At 67.9% G+C, this 23609-nt stretch carries 23 protein-coding genes and 1 tRNA gene; 7 read left to right on the forward strand and 17 right to left on the reverse strand.

Going from position 1 to position 23609, the window contains the following annotated elements; translation table 11 throughout:
• Positions 1-39: 39 nt before the first annotated feature.
• The 9 genes from KF889_09075 to KF889_09115 all read right to left on the reverse strand — a co-directional run bounded on the left by KF889_09075 (position 40) and on the right by KF889_09115 (position 8903).
• Positions 40-504: an aromatic-ring-hydroxylating dioxygenase subunit beta gene (locus KF889_09075; protein MBX3499584.1), complete on the reverse strand. Its 465-nt coding sequence runs from the start codon at positions 502-504 to the stop codon at positions 40-42.
• Positions 504-1784, reverse strand: coding sequence for an aromatic ring-hydroxylating dioxygenase subunit alpha (locus tag KF889_09080; protein ID MBX3499585.1), 1281 nt, complete (start codon positions 1782-1784; stop codon positions 504-506). Before KF889_09080 ends, KF889_09075 begins: the two co-directional genes overlap by 1 nt.
• Before the next feature lie 222 nt (positions 1785-2006).
• Positions 2007-2882 (reverse strand): ABC transporter permease, encoded by an 876-nt coding sequence (locus KF889_09085; protein MBX3499586.1) that lies wholly within the window; start codon positions 2880-2882, stop codon positions 2007-2009.
• A 49-nt stretch (positions 2883-2931) separates the two neighbouring features.
• Positions 2932-3903: an ABC transporter permease gene (locus KF889_09090; GenBank protein ID MBX3499587.1), complete on the reverse strand. Its 972-nt coding sequence runs from the start codon at positions 3901-3903 to the stop codon at positions 2932-2934.
• A 182-nt stretch (positions 3904-4085) separates the two neighbouring features.
• Positions 4086-5693 (reverse strand): ABC transporter substrate-binding protein, encoded by a 1608-nt coding sequence (locus tag KF889_09095; GenBank protein MBX3499588.1) that lies wholly within the window; start codon positions 5691-5693, stop codon positions 4086-4088.
• 66 nt (positions 5694-5759) lie between these two features.
• Complete coding sequence (locus KF889_09100) at positions 5760-6746, reverse strand: ABC transporter ATP-binding protein (GenBank protein ID MBX3499589.1); 987 nt, start codon at positions 6744-6746, stop codon at positions 5760-5762.
• A complete protein-coding gene (locus KF889_09105) occupies positions 6743-7741 on the reverse strand; it encodes an ABC transporter ATP-binding protein (protein MBX3499590.1) in 999 nt (332 codons plus the stop codon). The genes KF889_09100 and KF889_09105 overlap by 4 nt, the downstream gene beginning before the upstream one ends.
• A gap of 207 nt (positions 7742-7948) precedes the next feature.
• Positions 7949-8701, reverse strand: coding sequence for a tRNA (guanine(46)-N(7))-methyltransferase TrmB (locus KF889_09110; GenBank protein MBX3499591.1), 753 nt, complete (start codon positions 8699-8701; stop codon positions 7949-7951).
• 52 nt (positions 8702-8753) lie between these two features.
• Positions 8754-8903: a hypothetical protein gene (locus tag KF889_09115; GenBank protein ID MBX3499592.1), complete on the reverse strand. Its 150-nt coding sequence runs from the start codon at positions 8901-8903 to the stop codon at positions 8754-8756.
• 127 nt (positions 8904-9030) lie between these two features.
• Here KF889_09115 and lnt point away from each other — a divergent pair, with 127 nt between their 5' ends.
• Together lnt and KF889_09125 are read left to right on the forward strand one after the other, a co-directional pair.
• Positions 9031-10656: an apolipoprotein N-acyltransferase gene (gene lnt, locus KF889_09120; protein MBX3499593.1), complete on the forward strand. Its 1626-nt coding sequence runs from the start codon at positions 9031-9033 to the stop codon at positions 10654-10656.
• Positions 10657-10936: 280 nt separating this feature from the next.
• Entirely contained in the window at positions 10937-11392 is a 456-nt protein-coding gene (locus KF889_09125) for a helix-turn-helix transcriptional regulator (GenBank protein MBX3499594.1), read from the forward strand.
• A 25-nt stretch (positions 11393-11417) separates the two neighbouring features.
• Here KF889_09125 and KF889_09130 read toward each other — a convergent pair whose 3' ends face one another.
• Together KF889_09130 and KF889_09135 are read right to left on the reverse strand one after the other, a co-directional pair.
• Positions 11418-11804 carry a nuclear transport factor 2 family protein gene (locus KF889_09130; protein ID MBX3499595.1) on the reverse strand — a complete coding sequence of 129 codons (387 nt, stop codon included), beginning with the start codon at positions 11802-11804 and terminating at the stop codon, positions 11418-11420.
• A 17-nt stretch (positions 11805-11821) separates the two neighbouring features.
• Positions 11822-12565 carry a creatininase family protein gene (locus KF889_09135; protein MBX3499596.1) on the reverse strand — a complete coding sequence of 248 codons (744 nt, stop codon included), beginning with the start codon at positions 12563-12565 and terminating at the stop codon, positions 11822-11824.
• A 418-nt stretch (positions 12566-12983) separates the two neighbouring features.
• Between KF889_09135 and KF889_09140 the strand changes: the two genes are divergently transcribed.
• Both KF889_09140 and KF889_09145 read left to right on the forward strand, forming a co-directional pair.
• Entirely contained in the window at positions 12984-13178 is a 195-nt protein-coding gene (locus tag KF889_09140; protein ID MBX3499597.1) for a hypothetical protein, read from the forward strand.
• Positions 13179-13314: 136 nt separating this feature from the next.
• On the forward strand, positions 13315-13632 hold the full coding sequence (locus KF889_09145) for a hypothetical protein (GenBank protein ID MBX3499598.1): 318 nt from the start codon (positions 13315-13317) through the stop codon (positions 13630-13632).
• A gap of 58 nt (positions 13633-13690) precedes the next feature.
• On the opposite strand, the gene KF889_09150 is transcribed toward KF889_09145, so the two are convergent.
• From KF889_09150 to KF889_09160, 3 genes are all read right to left on the reverse strand, one after another.
• Complete coding sequence (locus tag KF889_09150; GenBank protein ID MBX3499599.1) at positions 13691-14320, reverse strand: glutathione S-transferase family protein; 630 nt, start codon at positions 14318-14320, stop codon at positions 13691-13693.
• Positions 14321-14329: 9 nt separating this feature from the next.
• Positions 14330-15199, reverse strand: coding sequence for an NAD(P)-dependent oxidoreductase (locus tag KF889_09155; GenBank protein ID MBX3499600.1), 870 nt, complete (start codon positions 15197-15199; stop codon positions 14330-14332).
• 148 nt (positions 15200-15347) lie between these two features.
• Positions 15348-16817, reverse strand: a complete 1470-nt coding sequence (locus KF889_09160) for an L-lactate permease (GenBank protein MBX3499601.1) — start codon at positions 16815-16817, stop codon at positions 15348-15350.
• 88 nt (positions 16818-16905) lie between these two features.
• On the opposite strand from KF889_09160, the gene KF889_09165 reads away from it, so the two are divergent.
• Both KF889_09165 and KF889_09170 read left to right on the forward strand, forming a co-directional pair.
• Positions 16906-16980, forward strand: a tRNA-Thr gene (locus KF889_09165).
• 29 nt (positions 16981-17009) lie between these two features.
• A complete protein-coding gene (locus KF889_09170; GenBank protein ID MBX3499602.1) occupies positions 17010-18458 on the forward strand; it encodes a glycosyltransferase family 4 protein in 1449 nt (482 codons plus the stop codon).
• A gap of 28 nt (positions 18459-18486) precedes the next feature.
• On the opposite strand, the gene KF889_09175 is transcribed toward KF889_09170, so the two are convergent.
• Complete coding sequence (locus tag KF889_09175) at positions 18487-18876, reverse strand: VOC family protein (GenBank protein ID MBX3499603.1); 390 nt, start codon at positions 18874-18876, stop codon at positions 18487-18489.
• 75 nt (positions 18877-18951) lie between these two features.
• Between KF889_09175 and KF889_09180 the strand changes: the two genes are divergently transcribed.
• Positions 18952-19821 (forward strand): helix-turn-helix domain-containing protein, encoded by an 870-nt coding sequence (locus tag KF889_09180; GenBank protein MBX3499604.1) that lies wholly within the window; start codon positions 18952-18954, stop codon positions 19819-19821.
• 40 nt (positions 19822-19861) lie between these two features.
• On the opposite strand, the gene KF889_09185 is transcribed toward KF889_09180, so the two are convergent.
• Positions 19862-21724, reverse strand: coding sequence for an ABC transporter ATP-binding protein (locus KF889_09185; protein MBX3499605.1), 1863 nt, complete (start codon positions 21722-21724; stop codon positions 19862-19864).
• 183 nt (positions 21725-21907) lie between these two features.
• The gene (gene ettA / locus KF889_09190) at positions 21908-23584 is read right to left on the reverse strand and encodes an energy-dependent translational throttle protein EttA (protein MBX3499606.1); all 1677 of its coding nucleotides are present in this window, start codon (positions 23582-23584) and stop codon (positions 21908-21910) included.
• Positions 23585-23609: the final 25 nt, after the last annotated feature.

Genomic DNA, 23609 nt, shown 5'->3' on the forward strand with positions numbered 1-23609 from the left:
GAGGTCCTTCGCTGCGCTCAGGACGACGAGGCTTGCCCATCAGAACGGGATCGCCACCAGCGTATCGAAGCGGCGGCCGTCGCAGACCACGACGCGTTCGGCGAAGCGCAGGGCGCCCGAGGCGTCGGGCTTGACCTTGTCGCGGTAGACGCCCGTGGCGAACAGGTCGGTCGTGCCGTCGCGCATCACGCGCACCAGCAGGAACGGCGTCTCGACATCGGCGGTGCCGTTGGTCTCGCCCAGCACCACCGGCAGGCCGACGACGTGGCGGTAGCGCTGGCCCTCGTAGATGTTGACCTTGCGCAACGAGGACACGCGGTCCTCGAGCATGCCGCGCGTGTCGGCATAGATCAGGCCGGCCTCGTGGCCCTTGGCGACGTTCTCGGCCGTGGTCAGCTTGTAGAGGCAGGGGTCGAGGAACAGCTTGGGCCATTCCTCGAGCTGGTCGGTGTCGATGACGCGCGCGTAGGTCGCGTTCAGCTCGACGAGGCGCGCGAGATCCATCAGTAGCCCATGTGCCGGCGATAGGCCTTCCAGAAGCCGCGCACCGAGGCTTCGGTGGCGCGCGTCGCCTGGCTCTCGGCCGTGGCGCCGCCCATCTCGATCACCGAGACATGCTCGCCCGCCGCCGCCGTGCCGCGCTGCACGAAGCCGCCGACGCAGCCGTCCTCCATCGAGATGAAGCCGGCCGGGCCGACGAGGTTCTGCTGCTTCAGGCGCCGCCGGTTCATTTCAGGGGAATCGTCGGTGAAGCCGAAGTACGTCCACACCAGGTCCATCCTGTCGACGCCGCGCGGCACGACGTGGCGCACGGCCAGGCAATTGTGAATCTGCTGCAGGATGAAGCCGGGAAAGACCGAGAGGATCTGCAGCTGGATCTGGTCGCCGAACTCCTCGACCGAGTCGAGCACGCTGGGATCGGCCAGTGCGAAGCGGCCGTCCTGGTCGGTGCGGATCTCCTGCGCCTTGTAGGCGCCGGCATTGGCGCCTTCCGCGACGCCGATGGTGTAGCTCGAATGGTTGCCGCCGTCCTCGCTGACCAGCACGCCGCCGCCCTGGGTCAGGCGCGAGATGCGGAAGGTGGTGAGGAAGGTGTGCAGCAGGCTGGCGTGATAGGTGTCCTTGACGTTCTCGACATAGAGCTTCCAGTTGTTGGGCAGCGGCTGCACGAAGCGGCCCATGACGCGGATCGGCCGGTTGAGCACGCGCTTGAGCCGGCCCAGCACCTCGGCGCCGATGAAGTCCTCGATCGGCGGCGTGTCGTCCGACAGCGTGGCGAAGACCAGGCCGCACAAGGTCGTGGTGCGCAGCTTACGCGGGCTGAACCTGGCGCGATCGAAGCCCGGCGGCATGCCGCCCAGGCCGTTGATGCCCTTCTCGAAGGCGATGCCCTTGAGGTTGCCGCAGAGATCGTAGCCCCAGGCGTGATAGACGCACTTGAAGTTGCCCTTGACGTTGCCGCCGTCGTCGAAGGCGATCAGCGCGCCGCGATGGGCGCAGCGATTCTCGAAGCAGTTGATCGCGCCGTCGGCGTCGCGCACGACGATGACCGGCATGGCGCCGACCTGGTTGGTGCGGTAGTCGCCCTTGTCGGGGATGTCGGCCTCGAGGCAGACGAAGTTCCACGTCGCGCCCTCGAAGAGCCGGCGCATCTCGCGCTGGTAGTTGGCCTCGTCCCGGTAGACCCAGTAGGGCACGCGCGCCAGCGAGTCCTCGGGCCACGGCCCGTGCGGCGTCTGCCCTGGCAGATCCTCGTGGCCGATTACGTCGTGCCGGATGTCCATGGCGAACCTCCCTCGGTTCTTGGGGTGCAGCCTGACCGATCCAGGGTGACGACGCCAGAGCCTTCACTCCCTCGCCCCGCTTGCGGGGAGAGGGTGGGGCCCGTCGCGCGTAGCGCGATGGGAGGGTGAGGGGTTCGTGCGACAAACCGTGGCCACGGTCAGGTGGGGTCCAGCCCCTCACCCCGACCCTCTCCCCGCGAGCGGGGAGAGGGAGTTGAAGAGCTACCGGTCCCGCAGCTTCGGATCGATCGCGTCGCGCAGGGCGTCGCCGAACAGGCTGATGCCGAGCACGGCCAGGACGATGGCGAGTCCGGGGAACACGGCGATCCACGGCGCCGTCGTGGCGTACTCCTCGGCGCCGCCCTGCAGCATCAGGCCCCAGGCCGCCACCGGCTCCTGCACGCCCAGGCCGAGATAGCTGAGCGAGGCCTCGGCGAGGATCGCCTGGCCGACGAAGGCCGACAGCAGGATGAGAAACGGCGCCACGACGTTGGGCACCATGTGGCGCAGCACGATGCGCGCGTGGCTGAAGCCGAGCGCGCGCGCGGCGTCGACATAGGGGATCTCGCGCACCGCCAGCGCGCTGGCGCGCACGACGCGCGCGCAGCGCGGCACCAGCGGCACGGTGATGGCGACGATGACGTTGAACACGCCGGTGCCGAAGACCGAGACCACCGCCAGCGCCAGGATGATCAGCGGGAAGGCCATCAGCACGTCGAGCACGCGCTGGAAGACAAGGTCGAACCAGCCGCCGAAATAGGCGCTGGCGACGCCCAGCACGAGGCCGATGATGCCGCCGACCACGGCGCAGGTGAAGCCGACGATCATCGCCGTGCGCGCGCCATGCACGAGACGCGAGAGGATGTCGCGGCCGAGCTGGTCGGTGCCCAGCAGATGGGTCAGGCTCGGCGCCTGCATCATGGCGGTGAAGTCGTTCTCCTCGGGATCGAAGGGCGCAATCCACGGCGCGAACACGCCGGTCAGCAGCATCACGACGACGATCAGCAGCCCGACCGTGCCGAGCGGCTGACGGCGCACGAAGTCGAGCGCCAGCCGCGTCGGCGACTTCCTGAGATCCACCGCCTCCTCGGCCGGCATGGGCGGGACGGCGCCGTTCTGCACGGTGACGGTCATGCCTCTTGGCCTCTCACGAGTAGCGGATGCGCGGGTCGAGCCAAGCGTAGAGCACGTCGACCACGAGGTTGGTGATGACGAAGACGACGACGATCAGCATCACCAGGGCCTGGGTCAGCACGTTGTCCTGGTTCTGCACCGCCAGCACCAGCAGGCGGCCGATGCCGTTGATGTTGAACACCTGCTCGGTGACGACCAGGCCGCCGATCAGGAAGGCGAACTCGATGCCGATCAGGGTGACCACCGGCAGGAGCGCGTTCTTCAGCGCGTGGCGGTTGATGATGAGCTTCTCGATCAGGCCCTTGGCGCGCGCCGTGCGGATGTAGTCCTCGCGCAGCACCTCGAGCATGGCCGAGCGCGTCAGCCGCATGGTGACGGCGGAGTAGCGGTAGCCGACGGTGATCGCCGGCAGCATGACCACCGTCAGATTGTGCAGCGGATCCTGCCAGAACGGCGCGTAGTCGATCGGCGGCATCCACGCCTTGCCGGTGGTCCAGTAGGTGATGTCGAGCACCAGCACCAGCGACATGATGCCGAGCCAGAACGAGGGCGTGGCGATGCCGGCGATGGCGACCACGCGCACCACGTGGTCGAGCCAGGTGTTCTCCTTCAGCGCCGAGATGGTGCCGAGCGGGATGGCGATGAGGACGGCGATGATGGTGGCCATCAGCGCGATCTGCAGCGACACCGGCAGGCGCACACCGATCTCGAAGACCACCGGATTGCCCGACCACATCGACTTGCCGAAATCGAGCGAGATGTAGTTCCAGATGAAGTCGAGGAATTGCAGCAGCAGCGGGTCGTTCAGGCCAAGCTGCGCGCGGCAGGCGTTGACCGCGTCCTGGTTTACGTGCGCGCCGCCGGAGCCCAGGCGGATGACGCAGACATCGCCCGGGATCAATCGCATCAGGGTGAAGACCAGCGCCGCCGCCCCGAGGAGCGTCGGGATCGCGATCAGGAGGCGCGTGACGATGTAGCGGTACACTCAGAGCTCCCGATAGCCACCCTTCTCCCCGCGCAGGCGGGGAGAAGCTGCCCGAAGGGCGGATGAGGGGCTTGGAGGTCTCTCGACTTCCAGTCTGCTCGTTGCGCCGGCGCGAAGCCCCTCATCCGCCTCGCTGCGCTCGGCGCCTTCTCCCCGCCTGCGCGGGGAGAAGGGCAGTCACTTCACTTGTCCAGCCAGACGTTGGCCAGATCCTGGTTGAGGTAGTGGCTGGGGCTGATCTTCCAGCCCTTGACGTAGGCGCGGTGCGGCAGGATGCGATACCAGTAGGGCGTCACGATCGCATGCACCATGGTGTCGAGCGTATGCTTCTCGTAGGCCCGCATCGCTGCGCGCTGCTCCTTCGGATCGGTCGCGGCGAGCATCTTCTTGTAGAGCTCGCTCGACTTGGGATCATCGTAGCCGCCGTAGCTCTCGGGATACTCCTTCTGCGGCAGGTACTTGCTGGTGTCGAGCGCCGGGTTGACCACGCTCTGGCAGTTGGCGTCGACGACGACGTCGAAGTCGCCGGTGCGCATCGCCTGGAACCACGGGCCGGTGGGTACCACCTTCTGCTCGACCTCGAGCCCGATCTTCTTCCACTCGCCGATCAGCCAGGTGCCGACGAACTTGTAGGGCTGGTCGACGTTGCGGTTGACCAGGGTAAACTTGAGGTTCTCCTGCCCCGCCTCCTTGAGCAGGCGGCGCGCCTCGGCGCGGGACTTCTCGATGTCCGGCCAGAAGCCGACGATCTGCTGCAGCTCCTCCTTGGTCGCCGCCAGCGGTGAGCCCGGGAAGACGATACCGCCGGGCGTGCGCACGATGGCGATCTTGCTGAGCGCCGGCGCGCCGCGCCAGTGGTCGACGGCGAGCGCCAGCGCGCGCCGCACGCGCACGTCGTCGAACGGCTTGCGCTTGTGGTTGGGCGTGACGATGTTGCCGCAGTTCCAGTCGCTGTCCTGGACGACGATCTTGTCGGCACCCTCCTTCATCAGCTCGTCGCGCGCCGACGGCGGCACGCCGCGGAACTCCATGGCGGCGCGGTCGCCGCGGACGGCGTCGACCCGGGTCGCCTGCTTGGCGGCGAAGATGCCCTCGATGGCGTCGAGATAGGGCTGGCCCTTGTGGTGGTAGTCTGCGTAGCGCTCACCCTTGATCGACTGGCCGATCGCGTAGGAGACGAACTTGAACGGGCCGGAGCCCATGATGTTCTTCTCGTACCAGTGCTGGTCCTTGTCGAGGATCTCCTTCTTGTAGATGTAGGTGAAGGGATCGGCGAGCGCCGGCAGGAAGGCCGCCGACGGCACCTTGAGGCGGAAGACGACGGTGGAGTCGTCCGGCACCTCGATCTTCTCGACCATCGAGTAGTAGCTGACGCGCGCGCTGGTGATGCCCTTGGGCGGGAACACGATGCGGCTCCAGCTGGCGCCGACGTCATGCGCGGTGAGCTTGCTGCCGTCGTGCCACTTCACGTCGGAGCGAATCTTGAAGGTGTAGGTCTTGCCGCCGTCGGTCGGCTTGGGCATCTCGGTGCACAGATCGCAGACGAACTCGGTCGTCGAGGCCGGGTTGTCGGGCGGCACGCGGATCAGCACGCTGTAGAACGGCGCGGTGGCGTGCACCGTGGCGAACGTCGTCTCGCGGTGTCCGTCGAAGCTCGGCGGCGAGTCCGCCGGAATCATGAACACCAGCGTGCCGCCGCGCTTGGGCGCCTGCGCGCTGGCCGGTGCGACGGCGAGCATCGCCGTCAAGGCAAGGCCGGTAGCGGCCCATAGTCCCGTTCTGGACTTCATCACACCCTCCCTAAGAACCTGTCTGGTCTTTCCCCATCCCCTTCCAGATGTACGCCTACTCGATAGTCACGTCGCTTCGCTGCAGGCGACCCAGTGGCCCGGCCTGAGCTCGCGCAGCGCCGGGCGCGTGCGCGAGCAGCCCTCGACCGCCATCGGGCAGCGCGGATGGAACACGCAGCCGGAGGGCGGGTTGATCGGGCTGGGCACCTCGCCCTTGGGCGGGCTGAACCGGCGCGACGCCTCGACCGTCGGGTCGGGCACCGGCACGGCGGCGAGCAGCGCCTGGGTGTAGGGATGCAGCGGATTGTCGAACAGCTCGTCGCATTCGGCCATCTCGACGATGCGGCCGAGATACATGACGGCGACGCGATGGCAGAGATGGCGCACCACCGACAGATCGTGGGCGATGAACAGGTAGGTGAGCTTGAATCGCTCTCGCAGATCCTCGAGGAGGTTGACGACCTGCGCCTGGATCGACACGTCGAGCGCCGAGACCGCCTCGTCGCAGACGATGAACTCCGGATCGAGCGCCAGCGCGCGCGCGATGCCGACGCGCTGGCGCTGGCCGCCGGACATCTCGTGCGGATAGCGGTCGGTGAACTTGGGATCGAGCCCGCATACCGACAGCAGCTCGCGCACGCGCTCGCGCCGCTTCGCAGCGTCGGGCTCGACACCGTGCACCTTGATCGGCTCGCCGATGATGTCGCCGACCTTCATGCGCGGGTTCAGCGAGCTGTAGGGATCCTGGAAGATCACCTGCATGCGCCGGCGCAGCGCGGTCAGGTCGCGGCGCGGCATCTGCGCGACGTCGGCGCCGTCGAACATGATCTGCCCCGCCGTCGGCTTCTCGAGCCTGAGGATACAGCGGCCGGTGGTGGTCTTGCCGCAGCCGCTCTCGCCCACCAGGCCAAGCGTCTCGCCGCGGCCGATCGTGAAGTCGACGCCGTCGACCGCCTTGACGTCGCCGATCTTGCGCGACAGCACGATGCCTTCGGTGATCGGGAAGTGCATCTGCAGGCCGCGCACTTCGACGAGGGGCGCCGCCAAGTTCATTGCGCCGCCTCCGCCATCGCACCCAACTCGTCGCGGCGAAAGCACGCGGAGCTGTGGCCCGCTTCGCCGGCCGGCTCGAGCGGCGGCCTCGACTGCGCGCACTTCTCGATGGCGAAGCGGCAGCGCGGCCGGAAGGAGCAGCCGCCGTCAAGCCTTGTCAGGTCAGGCGGCTGGCCCTCGACCGGATCGAGCCGCGCGCGGCGCGGCTGGTCGAGCCTCGGGACCGAACGCAACAGCGCCATGGTGTAGGGGTGGCGCGGGTCGTGATAGATCGCCGCGGCGCTGCCCGATTCAACGATGCGCCCGGCATACATCACGTTGACCCGCTGGGCGTAGCGCGCGACCACGCCGAGATTGTGGGTGATGACGATCAGCGCCACGTTGAAACGCTCGGTCAGCGCCTTCATCAGCTCGAGGATCTGCGCCTGGATGGTGACATCGAGCGCCGTGGTCGGTTCGTCGGCGATAATCAGCTTGGGATTGCAGGCCAGCGCCACGGCGATCATCACGCGCTGGCGCATGCCGCCTGAGAGCTGGTGCGGGTACTGCTTCAGCCGGCGCGGCGCATCGGCGATTCCCACCATTTCCAGCAGCTCCAGCGCCCGCTTGTGCGCCGCCTCGCGATCGGCGCCCTGGTGCTGCTCCAACACCTCGGTGATCTGCCGACCGATGGTCAGCACCGGATTGAGTGACGTCATCGGCTCCTGGAACACCATGCCGATGTCGCGGCCGCGCACCTCGCGCATCTCCGCTTCCGAGAGCGAGCGCAGGTCGCGGCCGTCGAACACGATCTCGCCGCCCGTTATGCGCCCCGGCGGATCGGCGATCAGGCGCATGATCGACAGCGCGCCGACCGACTTGCCCGAGCCGCTCTCGCCGACGACGGCGACGGTCTCGCCCTGCTCCACGGTGTAGGAAATGCCGTCGACGGCGCGGACCAGGCCGGCGCCGGTACGAAACTCGGTGTGAAGATCCTTAACCTCAAGCAACGGCATGAGGTCGCTCCGTGGCGCGCATTTTCCGTCCCTGTCTGATGCTGCCGCAGGCCAAGGCTGCGGCGCGGCCTCTGGCGGGCCGGCGGAAACCTTACGGATCGCGGGCGTTCAGTACAAGTGCGACAGGCATCGGGCCGCAGGCCGAATGCGGCGTCCGCGGAAAGACAGTTGGTCGCGGCGCATCGGCTATCCTGTGGGGCCGGTGCACTATCGCGCGCGCACGATGTCGTGATCGCCCACGATCGCATGACGCCGCAGCCTGAGGAAGGTCGGCGTGCGGCCGGCCAGCATCTTGCGTTCATAGCGCGTGGGCGGCCAGTCGTCGGGCCGCGTACGCCAGTCGCCGGGACGCTCGGCGAGCCACTCGAAGGCCGGATGCAGGCAGGCGTGCTCGACCATCCACGGCAGGTAGCTGGGATCGTCGGTCGCCAGCCGCAGCTCGGCGCCCGGCGCCATCAAGGTCGCGAGTCGATCGAGGTTCTCGCGGCAGACGAAGCGGCGCTTGTGATGGCGCGCCTTAGGCCAGGGATCGGGAAAGAGGACGAAGACGGCGGTCAGCGAGCCGGGCGGCAGCGCGGCCATGACGAAGCGCGCGTCGTTGTCGTGGATGCGCACGTTGTCCAGCCCCAGGCGCTCGACATGCGCCAGCGCCTTGGCGACGCCGTTGATGTAGGGCTCGCAGCCGATCAGCCCGACGTCGCGATGCTGGTCGGCCTGCCACGCCAGGTGCTCGCCGGCACCGAAGCCGATCTCGAGCCAGTAGCCACCCGGCATGGCGCGGCCGAACAGGGCGGCGAGGTCGAGCCGGTCCGCGTGGTCGGCGGGATCGAGGCTGGGCGTCACCGGCACGCGCAGGTGTGGCAAACGCGCATCGAGCAGTGCCTGCTGGTGGGCGCGCAGCCTCTTGCCCTGGCGGCGGCCATAGATCGTGCGAATATGCGGCGCGGTGTCGGTTTGCATGGCCGGCGCGGCATAGGCCGCGGCGCGGCGCTTCACAAGCCGGATCGGACGGTCAGGCGAAGCTGTGCGCGGCGATCATTCCCAGAACACCGATGACCAAAAGGCCGCCCAGCACATTGATGACGCGATTGACGGGATCGTAGCCGCGGCGGATGAAATAATCCTGCGCCCACTCCGCGAACCATTCCCTGATCAAGGACATTGCGTCTCAGCTCCGACCCTGCCGATGGGCCATCCCACAGGCAAATACTACAGCAAAGTTCCTCTCTTCTGCAATGAAATCGGGGTAAACAATTGAAAGGAAACGGTGTTTGTCGACGGATGCGCCGATGAGAGGACTGTCGTCGTGGGCCCGCTGGCTGGGCGGCCTGACCGGATGGCGGCGAATTGCCGTCGCTGCTGCGCTGGGCGCCGGTGCCGGCTTCGCCATGCCGCCGTGGTACGTCCTGCCGCTGATGCCGATCGGCCTGGTCGGCCTTCTCTGGCTGCTCGACGGCACGATGGGGCCGGCGCCGCGCCGCCGCCGGACCTTCTTCGACGGCTTCTTCTGGGCGCTGGGCCATTTCTCGGTCGGCTGCTACTGGATCATCGAGGCGTTCTTCGTGCCGCCGGCAATCTTCGCACCCCTGGGGCCGCCCATCGTGCTCGGCCTGGCGGCGCTGCTGTCGCTGTTTGTCGGCACCGCCTGCATGCTCTACGTCGCGACCATCAGGGCGATGCCCGACCGCTTCGCCGGCTGGCGCCGCGTGGTGCTGTTCGCGCTGTGGTGGGTCGTCGCCGAATGGGGGCGCGGCCACGTCATGACCGGATTTCCGTGGAACCCGGCCGGGCACGTCTGGGCGTTCAGCGCACCGGCGCTGCAGCCCGCCGCCTGGGTCGGCGTCTATGGCCTTTCCCTGCTGACGATCCTCGTCCTGGCGATGCCGGCGAGCCTGACCGACGCCGGCACGAGACGCTGGCTGCCGAGCGCCGTCGTCGTGGTGCTCGCGGTGGCGATCGGCGTGGCCGGCGGCGCCTCGCTTGAGGCTCGGCTGGCCCAGGCCGATGCCCGCACCACGCCGGTCGAAGGGCGGCCGCTGCTGCGCCTGGTGCAGCCCAATATCCCGCAAGGCGAGAAATGGCGCTCCGAACGGCGCGCCGAACATGTCGCCAAGCTGATGCGGCTGAGCACCGCCGGCCGGCCGGCCGGCGTGGCGCACGTGATCTGGCCGGAGACCGCGACAGCCTTCCTGCTGGCGCAGTCGCCGACCTATCTCGCTGCCTTCCAGCCACTGGTGCCCAAAGGCGGCTTTCTGCTCGCCGGCGCGCCGCGCGGGCCCATGACGCCGGAGGAGAACCGGCGCGCCGCGGCGCTGACCGGCGGCGTGCCGGTGTGGAACAGCCTGCACGCCATCGACGATCAGGGCGTGATCCGCGCCACCTACGACAAGATCCATCTCGTGCCGCTGGGCGAGTATCTCCCGCTGCGCGACATCATCCCGCTCAGCGACACGATCGGCCGCGGCTCCTTCGAGTTCGGCGAGACGCGGACACCGATCGCCCTGCCCGGCCTGCCGCCCTTCGCGGTGGCGATCTGCTACGAGGCGATCTTCCCCGACGAGATCGTACCCCGGCCGCGCCCGGCCTGGATCCTCAACGTCACCAACGACTCGTGGTTCGGCACCTCGAGCGGACCTTACCAGCACATGGTCAGCGCCCGCCTGCGCGCGGTCGAGGAAGGCCTGCCGATGATCCGTGTGGCCAATACCGGCATCAGCGCCGTGATCGACGGCGGCGGCCGCGTACTGCGCCAGCTCGGCATGAACGTCGAGGGAGTAATTGATGAACGGTTGCCGCCGCCGCTGTCGCCGACGTTGTACGGGCGCCACGGTGATGCCGTCTTGCTGGCGTTGATGGCCATCGTCACGCTCGGCGTCTCGGTCCGACAATTCCGCATCTCAAAATCTGCACAATGACTGTGGTAATTTTCCCGTAAGGCGCGCATGGCCACCACCTTGCGACAACCAGTCGTATAAATAATGTCTTAACGTTAGGACCAATTGACGCTATGTTGACGATAGATTCACGGTCCACGTCGGACACTGAGCATTCATTCGATGAGTGCGCCACGCCCGCCCACCGTGAATCGGGGGCGTACGTGGCGTTCTGCCATGTACGGGATTGGCGTGGAGCGCTGGACGTCCCAGTCGACGGATTTCAGCGCTGAGCGTCGCCGCAACAAGGAGCAAAGCGACCATGGCAGGTCATCCCGTCGACGTTCATGTCGGCATGCGTGTACGCCAGCGGCGAACGCTATTGGGCATGAGCCAGGAGAAGCTCGGAGAAGCTGTCGGGCTCACCTTCCAGCAGATCCAGAAGTACGAGCGCGGCGCCAATCGCATCGGCTCCAGCCGGCTCTACGAGTTCAGCAAGGTGCTCGACGTGCCCGTCTCGTATTTCTTCGACGAGATGCCGGTGAACGTGCTGGTCGGCCGCGGCGGCCGCGGTCGTGGCCGCAAGGCCGGCCTGGCCGAGGAAGGCACGCCGTTCGAGGACGAGAAGGATCCGCTCGCCAAGCGCGAAACGCTCGAGCTGGTGCGCGCCTACTACAAGATTGACGAGGAGAAGGTGCGCAAGCGCATCTTCGAGATGGTCAAGGCCGTCGGCGCCGCCTCGAAGGCGCACAAGCTCGCCACCGGCAAGAAGCGCTGAGCTGCGGTCCGCCCGGCGCCGCGGCTCAGCCGCCGGCGTCCGCCGGCCTCACATAGACGTCCTTCACCGCCAGCCTGCCGTCGCGGAAGGTGTAGCGCTCGACGCCCACCGCGGCGAAAGGCCTGCCCGTGGCCTTGTCGGTTCCCGTCATCCTGAAGGTCATGAACGAGGCGTCCGGCGCGTGGTGATAGACCACGTCGGCGAAGCGCACGTTCTCGACCTGGCTCTTGCGCTCGGTGAAGAAGGCCTCGACCTTCTCGCGCGAATCGAGCGTGCGCAGGCTGCCATTGGCCAGGAGCGTCCAGGTGAAGTCGGGCGTCACCACCGCGTACATCGCCTCCATGTCCTGCTTGAAGAACGCACGCCCGAAGGCGCGGAAGATCGCGTCGCGTTGCTCGGCGCTGGGCATCATGCGCAACTCCTTCCGGTTCAGCTCGCGGTGAAGGCGAGATAGTCCCTGGCGACTTCCTCGACGGCAGTCTCGTAGAAGCGCTTGCCGTGCGCGGCCGTCGACAGATTGGGGTTCGAGCCGATGCGCCCGTCGGGGAAGGCGCGGCGATAGTCCTCGGCGTCGGCGAAGCTGCCGTTGGGCGCCACCTCGGGCGACATCGGCATCTTCTTCTCGGTCTGCGGATGCATGTAGAAGGTCATCGACACTTCGCTCGGCGTGGCGTGGCTGCCCTCGGCATTGCCGTAGAGCTCCTTCGACAGCGCGCGGATGCCCGGCCCTTCCCACCAGTTGCGCAACTTGCACTTCACCGAGGGTGCGTTGCTGCCGCGCACAAGCGAGCGCTCGGCATAGATCTCGGAGAACGCCGCCGTCACCGTGGCGATGTTGCCGCCATGGCCGTTGACGAAGAAGAAGCGGGTGAAGCCGTGGCGCACCAGCGACTGGATGTTGTCGCGCACCACCGCGATCAGGGTCGAGGGCCGCAAGGTCATCGAGCCGGGGAAGTCGAGATGGTGCTGCGCCATGCCGACCGAGATCGTCGGCGCGACCAGCGCGCCCAGCTTCTCGCCAACGCCCTGCGCGACGAACTCCGCCGTCAGCGCATCGGTGCCGACCAGGCCGTTGGGCCCGTGCTGCTCGGTCGAGCCGATTGGGATGATGATCCCGGTGCTCTTGCGCAGATACGCCTCGACATCGTGCCACGTCACCAGCTGCAGCCGCATCGTCCTGATCCTTGTCGTCACCGCGCGCGGAGCATGGCCGCACCCGCCGCTGATCGCAAGCGAGGCCAGACCACTACAATATGTAGTGGGTAGAGCTGGTCACCGAGCCGAAGATGAGGCCATGGATTGTGATTGGTCCACAATGATTTGATCCACCGCCCGAATCGACCTTTGCCGACGGTCAAATATGGCCACTGGGCACGCGCGATTCTTCTTTTAATCCTCTGAATATCATAGAGGAATCTGTTCATGATTTCATCGTGAGAGGGAACGCGCGAAAATCCTCCTGTAGGGTTGGGGGATATTCATCAGGCCATGAACGCGATTCGTGACTTCTGGCACGACCTCTCGTGGGATCTGCGTTGCGCCCTGCGGGACATTGGCGTGCGACTGAGCGCGGTCTTCCGCTGAGGCGGCCATGAGCGCACCCGACACCGCCAGTGACGGCTTGCGGGCGCGACCGCTTTTCAGCACCATGGTGGTACCGCCCAGGCGGCGGCGCACATTTGCCCAGCGACTGCGCATGGCGGTGCGCCACAATTTCGGCATGGGCGTGTTCTTCGTCATGCTGCTGGCCTGCGGCGCGCTGGTCCTCCTTTCGCGCCAGGCCTAGCTGGCCAACTGAGCGCCCGCGTGCTAACAATCTTTCATGTCCGGGACGATGCTCCTTCGGCGGCGAATTAGCCACCCGGCCCTTCTCGAGGGCCGGGCCGTGCTGTCATTCGCCATCGCCGATCGGAGTTCCCGACATGTTGTCTGTCACGGCCGCTGAGCCGACCGCTTCCGACTACCGTTCCAACAGCGTGCCGCGCGACGTGCATTGCTTCGCCGTCGCCGCCGATCCCTCGCCCGGCCTGCTGCCGCGCGTGCTCGAGCTGATCGCCAAGCGCGGCCTGGTGCCGTTGCGTGTGCACGCCGCGCTCGAGGGCACGCCACGCACGCCCGACGCCGAGGTGCTGACCGTCGACGTCCAGGTCGCCGGCCTCGATGCCGATACCGCCGCGCATGTCGCGCGCAGCCTGACGCAGCTGGTCGGCGTGTTCGACGTGACGTCGTCGGCGCGGTAGCTCAGCCCTCTGTCATCCTCGGGGCCGTCCGCGGCCCCGAGGATCACAGGGTGCGGCGCTACGTCGGGAAGTTGCGCTTCAGCACCGCCGCGAGATCGGGCACCGCGTCGGTGCGCGTGGCGATAGCGTTGAGCTTCGGCGTCTCGGCGAACCACGGACGCCTGGGCGTCCAGCGCGTCATGATCGCGACGTAGAGATCGAGCGCGCTGAAGCGCTGGCCGAGGAACCACGGACCCTCGCCCAGCGACTCCTCGACCTGGCGCCACAGCCGCAGGCGATAGTCGTTGAAGCGTTCACGCAGCTCCTTCTGCGGCCCCTCGCCGGTGAGCCAGCGGCTCGTGTCGTCGGCGACGGTGAAGGTCGGGTAGATGTTGGCGACCAGGAAGACCAGCCAGCGCAGGAACGCCGTGCGCTCCTTCGTGCCCGCCGGCGGCACCAGCGTGCGATCGGCGGACGCGTCGTCGGCCAGCAGCAGGGTGATCGCCGCGCTCTCGGTCATCACTGCGCCGTCGGGCAGCACCAGGGTCGGCACCTGCGCCAGCGGATTGACGCGCGCGAGCTTCTCGCGCGCCTCGGCCGATTTGAAGAGATCGCCGACCTCCTCGAACTCGAAGGGCCGGCCGTACCACACGAGCTGCGCCTCGATCAGCGCCGAGCCCCAGCCGCTGCGTCCGAACAGGCGGTACATCGCGGCACCTCAGTCGTTGTTGAGCAGGTGGATCAGGCTCGAGGTGTCCCAGCGCCGTCCGCCGCGGCGCTGCACCTGGGCGTAGAACTGGTCGACCAGCGCGGTGACCGGCAGGCGCGCGCCCTGGTTGCGCGCCTCGTCGAGGCAGATGTTGAGGTCCTTGCGCATCCAGTCGACAGCGAAGCCGTAGTCGAACTTGCCGGCGACCATGTTCTGCCAGCGATTGTCCATCTGCCAGCTCTGCGCCGCGCCCTTGGAGATCACGCCCATCACCTTCTCGATGTCGAGCCCGGCCTTCATGCCGAGATGGATCGCTTCGCTCAGCCCCTGCACCAGGCCGGCGATGCAGATCTGGTTCATCATCTTGGTAAGTTGCCCCGAGCCCGAGGGGCCGATCAGGGTGCAGGCCTTGGCGAAGCTGTCGGCCACCGGCCTGGCGCGGTCGAACGGCTCCTGGTCGCCGCCGCACATCACCGCGAGCTGGCCGTTCTCCGCGCCCGCCTGGCCGCCCGAGACCGGCGCGTCGACGAAATGCAGGCCGAGCTTCTTGGCCCCGGCGTAGAGCTCGCGCGCGACATTGGCGGAGGCGGTGGTGTTGTCGAACAGGATGGCGCCCTTCTTCATGCCGGCGAAGGCGCCGTCCTTGCCGAGCACGACCGAGCGCAGATCATCGTCGTTGCCGACGCAGCAGAAGACGATATCGCAGCCCTCCGACGCCTCGCGCGGCGTCTTCTTCGCCGCGCCCTTGTGCTTCTGCGTCCACTGCTCGGCCTTGGCGAAGGTGCGATTGTAGACCGTGACGTCGTGGCCCTTGGCCGCGAGATGCCCGGCCATCGGGAAGCCCATCACGCCGAGTCCGAGAAAGGCGACCTTGGCCATAGAATCCTCCATCGAGAGCGCGCCGCACCCTAGCTCAAGGCCCGTGCACGCGAGTTCACTGTCATTCCGAGCGCAGCGAGGAATCCATGCATCTCCGCTGGATTCCTCGCTGCGCTCGGAATGACAGAGTGATTCAATACGCTATAGCTCAGCTTCGCGTCAGCAGCACCAGGATCGTCGCCACGCCGACGAGCAGCGGCGGCAGCGCCAGCGGCCAGGCGCGGCGATAGACGGCGCCGTCGCCGCCGGCCAGCGCCAGGATCGCCGCGCCCATCGAGACGCGGATCGGCGACAGCATGGTGAGGTTGGCGGTGACGCTGTTCTGCACCGCCGCGATCCAGTCAAGCGGCAGGCGCGTCTCGGCCGCCAGTGCCCCCTGCATCGGCATCAGCATGGCGTTCGACGCGGCCCCACTGCCGGTGAGGAAGCCGCCGACCGCCGCGAACAGCGGCGTCGCCAGCGCCGCGGCCGAGCCGACCGCCGCGGACAGCGCATCGGCGATGATCGCCGCCATGCCCGCCGCGACATAGAACGCGGCCATGATGACGAACAACAGGGTCACGACGCTGGGCCGCCACGCCGCGCGTGCCGTGCTCCCTACGACGGCGCTGATGGGTGCACGCAGCGCCAGCGCGCTCAGCAGGCCGACCGCGAGCAGCCAGAAGCCCGGCGCGTAGAACGGCGGGAAGGATGGCTGGCCGGCGATCGGCTGCCATGCCCACAGGCTTTTCAGCATCGTCTGCAAGGGTGCGACGGTGCGCGTCAGCACCAGCGCGATGGTCAGGGCCGCATAGGGCGCCGCACCCGACGCGGCGCGGCGCAGCGCCGCGGCATCGGGCCGCTCGTCGCGTAGCCAGCGCAAGGCCGCCAGCACGCCCAGCGGCGCGGCGCCGGCGATCTCGACATCGATGACCAGATGCGACGCCCACACCGTGCCGACGATCGCGATGGTCCACACGAGGTCGTCGAGGCGCTGGGCGGCCGTCGGGGCCGGGCCGATGCCGCGCCGGAAGTACCAGAACAGGGCGAGGTAGCCGAGATGCACGGGCATCTGCAGCAGCCCGCACAGCGCCCCGAGCGTGGTCGGCGACAGGCCGGCGAGCAGCCCGCCCACGGTCGTGCCTGCGGCCAGCGCGCCCCACGGCACCATCGACTGGCTGTAAAGGCCGAAGAGCAGCGCCGGCACGCCGCCGATGCCCAGCCGGCTCACCGCCGCCAGCGCGATGATGTAGCCGACGCCAAAGCCGGTGACCGCCTCGGCGAAGGGCCCGAGCAGGAAGCAGACGAAGTACAGGCGGCGGTGATCAGGCGCCGCTGCCATGGTTTGCGATGGCGGCGTCGGCTGCGCCCTGGCGGCGATGCAGCGGTAGAAGAATACGCCGCCGGCGACGATCGAGATCACCTGCCAGGAGAGCCACGATCCGACCAGGGTCTGGTCGACGGCGAAGCCCGCGAACCCCCCGGTGCCGTGCAGCCCCAGGGCGGCGATCACCGTTGCGGCCAGGCCGGCGGCGCCCGCCGCCAGGGCCCCGAAGCGGCCGCTGGCGAGCAGGACGATGACAAGAACCAGCGGGGCGGCGGCGGCGAGAAGGGTCATGCGCGGGACGGCCGCAGCCATGCCGCGCCGGCGGGGGACTGAGCAAGGAAAAGCTTGTCGCCAGACAAGCTTGCGGCCCGGTGTGGTTTCCCGTATCAAGCCGCGCGGCGCCCCGATAGCTCAGCGGTAGAGCAACCGCTTCGTAAGCGGTAGGCCGTTGGTTCAAATCCGACTCGGGGCACCATTTTCCCTCGTCCGGCGGCGGAAGCGCACGTGACGCAACAACCGCCGATCTATGTCTGCGTGACCAACCTGCTCGAGAGCCGTCACCAGAAGAAGACCGGCATTCCCCGGGTCGAGCACGAGGTCGCCCGATATCTCGCGGCACGCGGCGCATCGGTGGTCGCCTGGAGCGACCAGCACAGGCATTTCCATCGGGTCGACTTCGCGGCCGTCCTCGAAGCGATCACGCGCGCGCAGTCGCTCGACCTCGAGGCGATCTGTGCCGAGCCGCCGCAGCCGCATCCCAGGGCCGCACTCCGGCGCGCGCTGGCCCGGGCGTCGGCCGCGCTGGCCGGTCGCTTGCCGGTGAGCGGCGAACCGGGCCGCACCATCGTGCTTGCCGCCTTTCGCCGGATCGCCGCGGCCTGGCAGCATTTCTCGCCACAGGAGCGGCGCGCGATGGCGCAGCGCCTGCGGCTGACCGAAGGCTCCGATCGCCTCGGCCACTTCATCGACGTGCTGGTGGAAACGCGCGCCGGCGAAAAGCCGTCCGACACGCCCTCCGGTCCCGTCGAGCTCGCGCGCGATTCGACCCTGCTTCTGCTCGGCATCTGGTGGAACCCGTCGCCGCTGCGCGAGATCGCACGGCTGAAGCGCGAGCGCGGCGTGCGCTTCGTCGCCCTGGTGCATGACCTGATCCCGATCCGCCGGCCGGCGTTCTTCACCGACGCGACCGGTCGCCGGCGCTTCACGCGCTTCATCGACGGCCTGATCGAGAGCGCCGACACGATTTGCGCGACCTCTGCCTATGTCGCGCACGACGTCGAGGCCTATGCGCGCGAACGGAAGGCGACGATCCGGCCAGTGGTGCGCGTGCCGTTGAGCTCCGATCTCGAGGGCGGCGTGGTGCCGCGGCCCGCGGCGGCGCTGGCCCGCCATTCGCTGCAGCCGGGGCGCTTCGTCGTCTATGTCTCGACCATCAACCCGCGCAAGAACCACCTTTTCGCCTATCGTCTGTGGCGCAGGCTGGTCGAGGAGCTGGGCGAGGCGGCGCCAACCCTGGTGTTCGCCGGCCAGCGCGGCTGGCGCTACGAGGAACTGTTCGCGACCATGTCCGCCGACACGCTGATGTGGAACCGCAAGCTGCGCTTCGTCGAGGGGCCGACCGACGGCGAGGTCGCCTGGCTGTATGCCAATTGTGCCTTCACCCTCTTCCCGTCGCTGTACGAAGGCTGGGGCCTGCCGATCCTCGAATCGCTGTCCTTCGGCAAGTATTGCCTGGCCGCCGCCAACACGTCGCTGCCCGAGGCCGGCCAGGGTCTCGCCTTCCATGCCGACACCGACGACGAGGCGGCGTGGCTCGCCGAGCTGCGCCGCGTCATCGGCGAGCCGGGCTATCTCGAGGCGGCCAACGCGCGCATCCGCGAGCGCTTCGTGGCGCGCAACTGGGACGAGGTTGGCGCCGAACTGCTCGCGGCGGTGGAAGGCGTGCGCTCATAGAGCCGCGCGCGATCGTTCGCCGGCGCCCCTATATCTCCGCATAGATCTCGAGCACGTTGCCGTCGGGGTCGCGGAAGAAGATCGTGCGATGGCCGAACGCCTGGTCGGTCAACGGCGCGATCAGCGTCACGCCTTTGGTCTCCAATGCCGCGGCACACCGCGCCACTTCCGACGGCGCGACCCGGAACGCCAGCTGCACCGAGAGATCTCCGGCAGCGGGCGGCGTGCCGCCGAAGCGCGGGCCGTGCACCGCGAGGGCCAGCGTCGTGCCGCCGACGCGGTACTCGATCCACCGCTCGCTCAGCACCCGGATCAGCGGGAACTCCATGACGTGCTCGTAGAAGTGCCGCATCGCCTTCAGGTCGCGAGCGTAGATGGCCGTACAGTCGATCTGGCGGATCTCGCCGAGTGGGGACATTCGGGGGTCCTTTGGTCGGGAGGCCGGGATCCTAAGGAAGTTCTACACTGGTAAAAGATAAGATATTATCCTGGTATGAAAACCACCACGCGGCGGGACGAACTCGCGCGGTTCCTGCGCAACCGGCGCGAGCGACTCGACCCGGCGGCGTTCGGGATCACGCCCGGTGGACGCCGCCGCACCGCCGGCCTGCGGCGAGAAGAGGTCGCCGAAGCCGCCGGCATCAGCGCCACCTGGTATGTCTGGCTCGAGCAGGGCCGCGACGTGAACGCCTCCGCCCATGCGCTGCGCGCGCTCGGCCGGGCGCTGCGGCTGAGCCAGGCGGAGCAGACCTATCTGTTCCGGCTGGCGCGGCCGGACCTCGACTGGCGCGACGGCCCGGTCGGCGAGGCGATGCCGGCGGCCAACCTGCTGTCGCTGATCGGCGGCTTGGCGCCGCACCCGGCATACATCACCAACCGCTACCGCCAGGTCGTCGCCACCAACCGGCCAGCCCGCCTGTTGCTGGGCGCCTTCGACAGCGGTGATCCGGCGCGCGGCAGCGTCATCGGCCGCATGTTCCTCGACCCGCTGTGGCGCGAGATCTTCGTCGATTGGAAGACTGTGGCGCGCTCGACGGTGGCGCAGTTCAGGCTGGCGACGGCGGCGATGGCCGACGATCCGGTGCTGGCGTCGCTGGTGGCGCTGCTCATTGCGTCGAGCGAGGAATTCGCGCGCTGGTGGGCCGATCGCGAACTCGCCGAACCGCCGATCTGGCGCAAGACAGTGCGGCACGGGCTGGTCGGCGACATGGAGTTCGACTTCGCCGTGCTGCAGCCAGCCGGCCGCGACAGCGACTTCGCCGTCTCGCTCTACGCACCGGCCGACGCGACGAGCCGCGAGCGGATGGAACGGCTGGCGAAGACGAATGCGGCGGTCCGGCTTCGGGAGCCGCCATCAAGGTGATCCCTGTCATCGCAGCAGGGGATCTTCCATGCGAGCGCCGCTACGCCAGGCTGGCCTGCGGCGCGAAGGCGATGGCGTCGGTCTGGAACTTGAACAGGTCGTGGTACATGCCGCCATGCGCCATCAACTCGGCATGGCTGCCTTCCTCGACGATGCGGCCGTCGTGGATCATGACGATACGGTCGAAATTGGTCGTCGACACCAGCCGGTGCGTCGCGGCGATCAGGCCGCGCTCCTGCCGCGTCGCCATCAGGTGATCGAAGATCACGCGCTCGGTCTTGATGTCGAGCGCGCTGGTCGCCTCGTCGAGGATGAGGAAGGCCGGCTGCTGCATCAGCACGCGCGCCAGCGCCACGCGCTGGCGCTGGCCGCCCGACAGCAGCCGGCCGCGATCGCCCATCTCCGCCTCGAGATTGCCGTTGAAGCCTGCGACGACGTCGGTCAGCGCCGCCATGCGGATGGCTTTCTCGATCTCCTCCTCGCTGGCGTCGGGCTTGGCGAACACCAGGTTGCGCCGCAGGCTGCCGCTGAAGATGAAAGGCTCCTGGTTGACGTAGCCGATGGCGCCGCGCAGGCCGTTGGCGTCGTAGTCGTCGAGGTCCTTGCCGTCGAGCGTCACGCGCCCGCGCTCGGGGAAGCGCAGATGGGCGAGAATCTCCAGAAGGGTCGTCTTGCCCGAGCCCGACAGGCCGACGATCGCCGTGGTCGAGCCGGGGGCCACCGAGAAGTTGATGTCCTTCAGCGCCCAGCGATCCTCGACGTAGCGGAACCAGACGCCGTGCACGTCGAGCGCGCCGGCGCCGGTGGGCGGCGGCGGTGGCTCTTCCGGCCGCGGCGGCTTGGCCTGCTCGACCGCCAGCACGATGTCGGCGTAGCCCCTCACGCGAGGCAGCTGCGGCGCCAGCGAATTGACGTCGGCCACGATCTGGCGCAGCTGCATATAGGCGCGGATCATCGCGGCGAAGAAGCCGACGCCGATGCCCAGCCGCTCGCCGAAGCTGCCCCAGTCCGAAAGCGCCAGCACGCCGAACACCGAGCTGATCATCAGCAGGCCGCCGACCTCGAGCACGAAGTTCTGCTCGGACTGCTTGATCGCGAACACGCGGCGCCGCTCGATCAGGTCGCCGCCGGTATCCGCGTAGGCATCGAGCATCCGCAGTTCCTGGTTGCTCTGCTTGACGACGCGCATGCCCTCGAGCAGCTCGTGCGACTGGCCGGCGAACTTGATCTCGACCGCGCGCATGGCGGTGAGCAGGCTGAAGATGCGCCGGTGGGTGCGGTTCACCAGGAAGCCGATGATGATGCCCACCGGCACCATCAGCGCCGTCAGCTGGGTCGACAGCCAGAACAGCACGACGATCGTCGCCGCCAGGCGCACCAGCTGTGAGACGATCTCCTGCAGCCTGAAGATGAAGTGCGGGATGTCGTTGAGCGGCGGCTCGGTGAGCTTGGCGCGCAGCTCGCCGGTGTTCGAGCGGTCGAAGTACTCGATCGGCATGCCCAGCGCCTTGTCGGCGGCCAGCACGACGAGGTCGCTGGCGATGCGGGCGTTCACGGTGGCGACGACCCGCGAGTAGAGATAGGCGACCAGGGCGTTGAGCGAGATCTGGAAGAACAGCACCACCAGGATGCTGATGATCACGCCACGCTGGCCCTCGAAGGTGTTCAGGCCCGGCAGCTGATGCAGCCACTCGATGATGCCCGACGTGATGCCGTCCTGCGGCGTTTGCCCGGCGACGGCGCTGACGAACACCGTGATCAGCGGATACTGCAGCGCGCCTACGATGGCGACGACGTTGGAGACGATGAAGACCGTCCACAGCCCGCCGCGGTAGCGCCGCGCGATATCCTTCAGCAGACGTCCGATCGGCGATCGCAGGAAGCTGCTGATTGTTTGCCGCATCCCCGACAAGGTTCATTCACCGACAATGAGTGGGAGCGCCGCGGCGGAGGGAGGCCGCGACAGGACCGCCGGAGGTCGGTCCGGACGCCTTTCGCGGTGACTTTGCACAATTCGACCCCCGCCGCAATGCGCGCGGCGACGCGGCTTTCTACCTTCCACCGCCAGCGGGGGAAAGGTAAGGAGTCAAGCCCGCACCAGCGGCTTGTACTTGATGCGGTGGGGCTGGTCGGCTTCCGCACCCAGCCTGCGCTTACGGTCGGCCTCGTAGTCCTGGTAGTTGCCCTCGAACCACACCACCTGGCTGTCGCCCTCGAAGGCCAGCATGTGGGTGGCGATGCGGTCGAGGAACCAGCGGTCGTGGCTGATGATGACGGCGCAGCCGGCGAAATCGACCAGTGCCTCTTCCAGCGCCCGCAGCGTGTCGACATCGAGGTCGTTGGTCGGCTCGTCGAGCAGCAGCACGTTGGCGCCGGTCTTCAGCATCTTGGCGAGGTGCACGCGGTTGCGCTCGCCGCCGGAGAGCTGTCCGACCTTCTTCTGCTGGTCGGGGCCGCGGAAGTTGAAGCCGCCGCAATAGGCGCGGCTGGGCACCTCGCGCTTGCCCAGCATGATCATGTCGTTGCCGCCGGAAATCTCCTCCCACACCGTCTTGTTGGCATCGAGGCTCTCGCGCGACTGGTCGATGTAGCCCAGCTTCACCGTCGGGCCGACGGTGAAGCTGCCGGTGTCGGCCTTCTCCTGGCCGGTGATCATGCGAAACAGCGTGGTCTTGCCCGCGCCGTTGGCGCCGATCACGCCGACGATGCCGCCGGCCGGCAGGTTGAAGCTCAGCCCGTCGATCAGCAGGCGATCGCCATAGCCCTTGGAGATCTTCTCGGCGCGGATCACGAGGTCGCCCAGGCGCGGGCCGGGCGGGATGACGATCTGCGCCTTGTCCAGGGTCTGCTGGTCGCTCTCGGCCAGCATCTGCTCGTAGGCGGCGATGCGCGCCTTGCTCTTGCTGCGCCGCGCCTGCGGGCTCTGGCCCATCCACTCCAATTCCCGCTGCAGTGTGCGCCGGCGGGCATCGGCGGTCTTCTCCTCGATCGCCAGCCGCGTCTCCTTCTGGCGCAGCCACGAGGAGTAGTTGCCTTCCCACGGAATGCCCTGGCCTCGATCGAGCTCGAGGATCCAGCCGGCGACATTGTCGAGGAAGTAGCGGTCGTGGGTCACGGCGACGACGGTGCCGGGATAGTCGTGCAGGAAGCGCTCCAGCCAGGCCACCGAATCGGCGTCAAGGTGGTTGGTCGGCTCGTCGAGCAGCAGCATGTCGGGCTTCGACAGCAGCAGCCGGCAGAGCGCCACGCGCCGGCGCTCGCCACCGGAGAGCTTGCTCACGTCGGCGTCGCCCGGCGGGCAGCGCAGCGCGTCCATGGCGATCTCGACCGTGCGCTGCAGGTCCCAGCCATTGGCGTTGTCGATCTTCTCCTGCAGCTCGGCCTGCTCGGCGATCAGCTTGTCCATGTCGGCGTCCGGATTGGCGAACTCCGCCGACACTTCCTCGAAGCGCTTCAGCAGGTGAGCCGTCTCGCCGACGCCCTCCATGACGTTGGCCAGCGTGTCCTTGGTCGGATCCAGCTCGGGCTCCTGCGCCAGCAGCCCGACCTTCACGCCCTCGGCCGCCCAGGCCTCGCCGGTGAAATTGTCGTCCTGCCCGGCCATCACCCGCAGGAGCGTCGACTTGCCCGAGCCGTTCAGACCCAGCACGCCGATCTTGGCGCCGGGGAAGAAGCTCAGCCAGATGTCCTTCAGCACCTGCTTGCCCCCGGGATAGGTCTTGGACAGACCCTTCATCACGTAGACGTATTGGTAGGCGGCCATCGGGCGATCCTCGGGCAGGGATGTC

It is taken from the genome of Alphaproteobacteria bacterium, from assembly GCA_019635875.1.
Taxonomy (GTDB): domain Bacteria; phylum Pseudomonadota; class Alphaproteobacteria; order Reyranellales; family Reyranellaceae; genus JAFAZJ01.

What these genes read in the sequence shown, in the direction of transcription:
- KF889_09130 (MBX3499595.1), bottom strand. Translation starts at nt 11,804, where the DNA reads ATGATGCCCAGCGCCGAGCAACGCGACGCGATCTTCCGCGCCTTCGGG.
- KF889_09080 (MBX3499585.1), bottom strand. Translation starts at nt 1,784, where the DNA reads ATGGACATCCGGCACGACGTAATCGGCCACGAGGATCTGCCAGGGCAG.
- KF889_09085 (MBX3499586.1), bottom strand. Translation starts at nt 2,882, where the DNA reads ATGCCGGCCGAGGAGGCGGTGGATCTCAGGAAGTCGCCGACGCGGCTG.
- KF889_09145 (MBX3499598.1), top strand. Translation starts at nt 13,315, where the DNA reads ATGTTGTCTGTCACGGCCGCTGAGCCGACCGCTTCCGACTACCGTTCC.
- KF889_09095 (MBX3499588.1), bottom strand. Translation starts at nt 5,693, where the DNA reads ATGAAGTCCAGAACGGGACTATGGGCCGCTACCGGCCTTGCCTTGACG.
- KF889_09105 (MBX3499590.1), bottom strand. Translation starts at nt 7,741, where the DNA reads ATGCCGTTGCTTGAGGTTAAGGATCTTCACACCGAGTTTCGTACCGGC.
- lnt (MBX3499593.1), top strand. Translation starts at nt 9,031, where the DNA reads ATGAGAGGACTGTCGTCGTGGGCCCGCTGGCTGGGCGGCCTGACCGGA.
- KF889_09160 (MBX3499601.1), bottom strand. Translation starts at nt 16,817, where the DNA reads ATGGCTGCGGCCGTCCCGCGCATGACCCTTCTCGCCGCCGCCGCCCCG.
- KF889_09140 (MBX3499597.1), top strand. Translation starts at nt 12,984, where the DNA reads ATGAGCGCACCCGACACCGCCAGTGACGGCTTGCGGGCGCGACCGCTT.
- ettA (MBX3499606.1), bottom strand. Translation starts at nt 23,584, where the DNA reads ATGGCCGCCTACCAATACGTCTACGTGATGAAGGGTCTGTCCAAGACC.
- KF889_09115 (MBX3499592.1), bottom strand. Translation starts at nt 8,903, where the DNA reads ATGTCCTTGATCAGGGAATGGTTCGCGGAGTGGGCGCAGGATTATTTC.
- KF889_09175 (MBX3499603.1), bottom strand. Translation starts at nt 18,876, where the DNA reads ATGTCCCCACTCGGCGAGATCCGCCAGATCGACTGTACGGCCATCTAC.
- KF889_09155 (MBX3499600.1), bottom strand. Translation starts at nt 15,199, where the DNA reads ATGGCCAAGGTCGCCTTTCTCGGACTCGGCGTGATGGGCTTCCCGATG.
- KF889_09135 (MBX3499596.1), bottom strand. Translation starts at nt 12,565, where the DNA reads ATGCGGCTGCAGCTGGTGACGTGGCACGATGTCGAGGCGTATCTGCGC.
- KF889_09185 (MBX3499605.1), bottom strand. Translation starts at nt 21,724, where the DNA reads ATGCGGCAAACAATCAGCAGCTTCCTGCGATCGCCGATCGGACGTCTG.
- KF889_09075 (MBX3499584.1), bottom strand. Translation starts at nt 504, where the DNA reads ATGGATCTCGCGCGCCTCGTCGAGCTGAACGCGACCTACGCGCGCGTC.
- KF889_09150 (MBX3499599.1), bottom strand. Translation starts at nt 14,320, where the DNA reads ATGTACCGCCTGTTCGGACGCAGCGGCTGGGGCTCGGCGCTGATCGAG.
- KF889_09125 (MBX3499594.1), top strand. Translation starts at nt 10,937, where the DNA reads ATGGCAGGTCATCCCGTCGACGTTCATGTCGGCATGCGTGTACGCCAG.
- KF889_09100 (MBX3499589.1), bottom strand. Translation starts at nt 6,746, where the DNA reads ATGAACTTGGCGGCGCCCCTCGTCGAAGTGCGCGGCCTGCAGATGCAC.
- KF889_09110 (MBX3499591.1), bottom strand. Translation starts at nt 8,701, where the DNA reads ATGCAAACCGACACCGCGCCGCATATTCGCACGATCTATGGCCGCCGC.
- KF889_09180 (MBX3499604.1), top strand. Translation starts at nt 18,952, where the DNA reads ATGAAAACCACCACGCGGCGGGACGAACTCGCGCGGTTCCTGCGCAAC.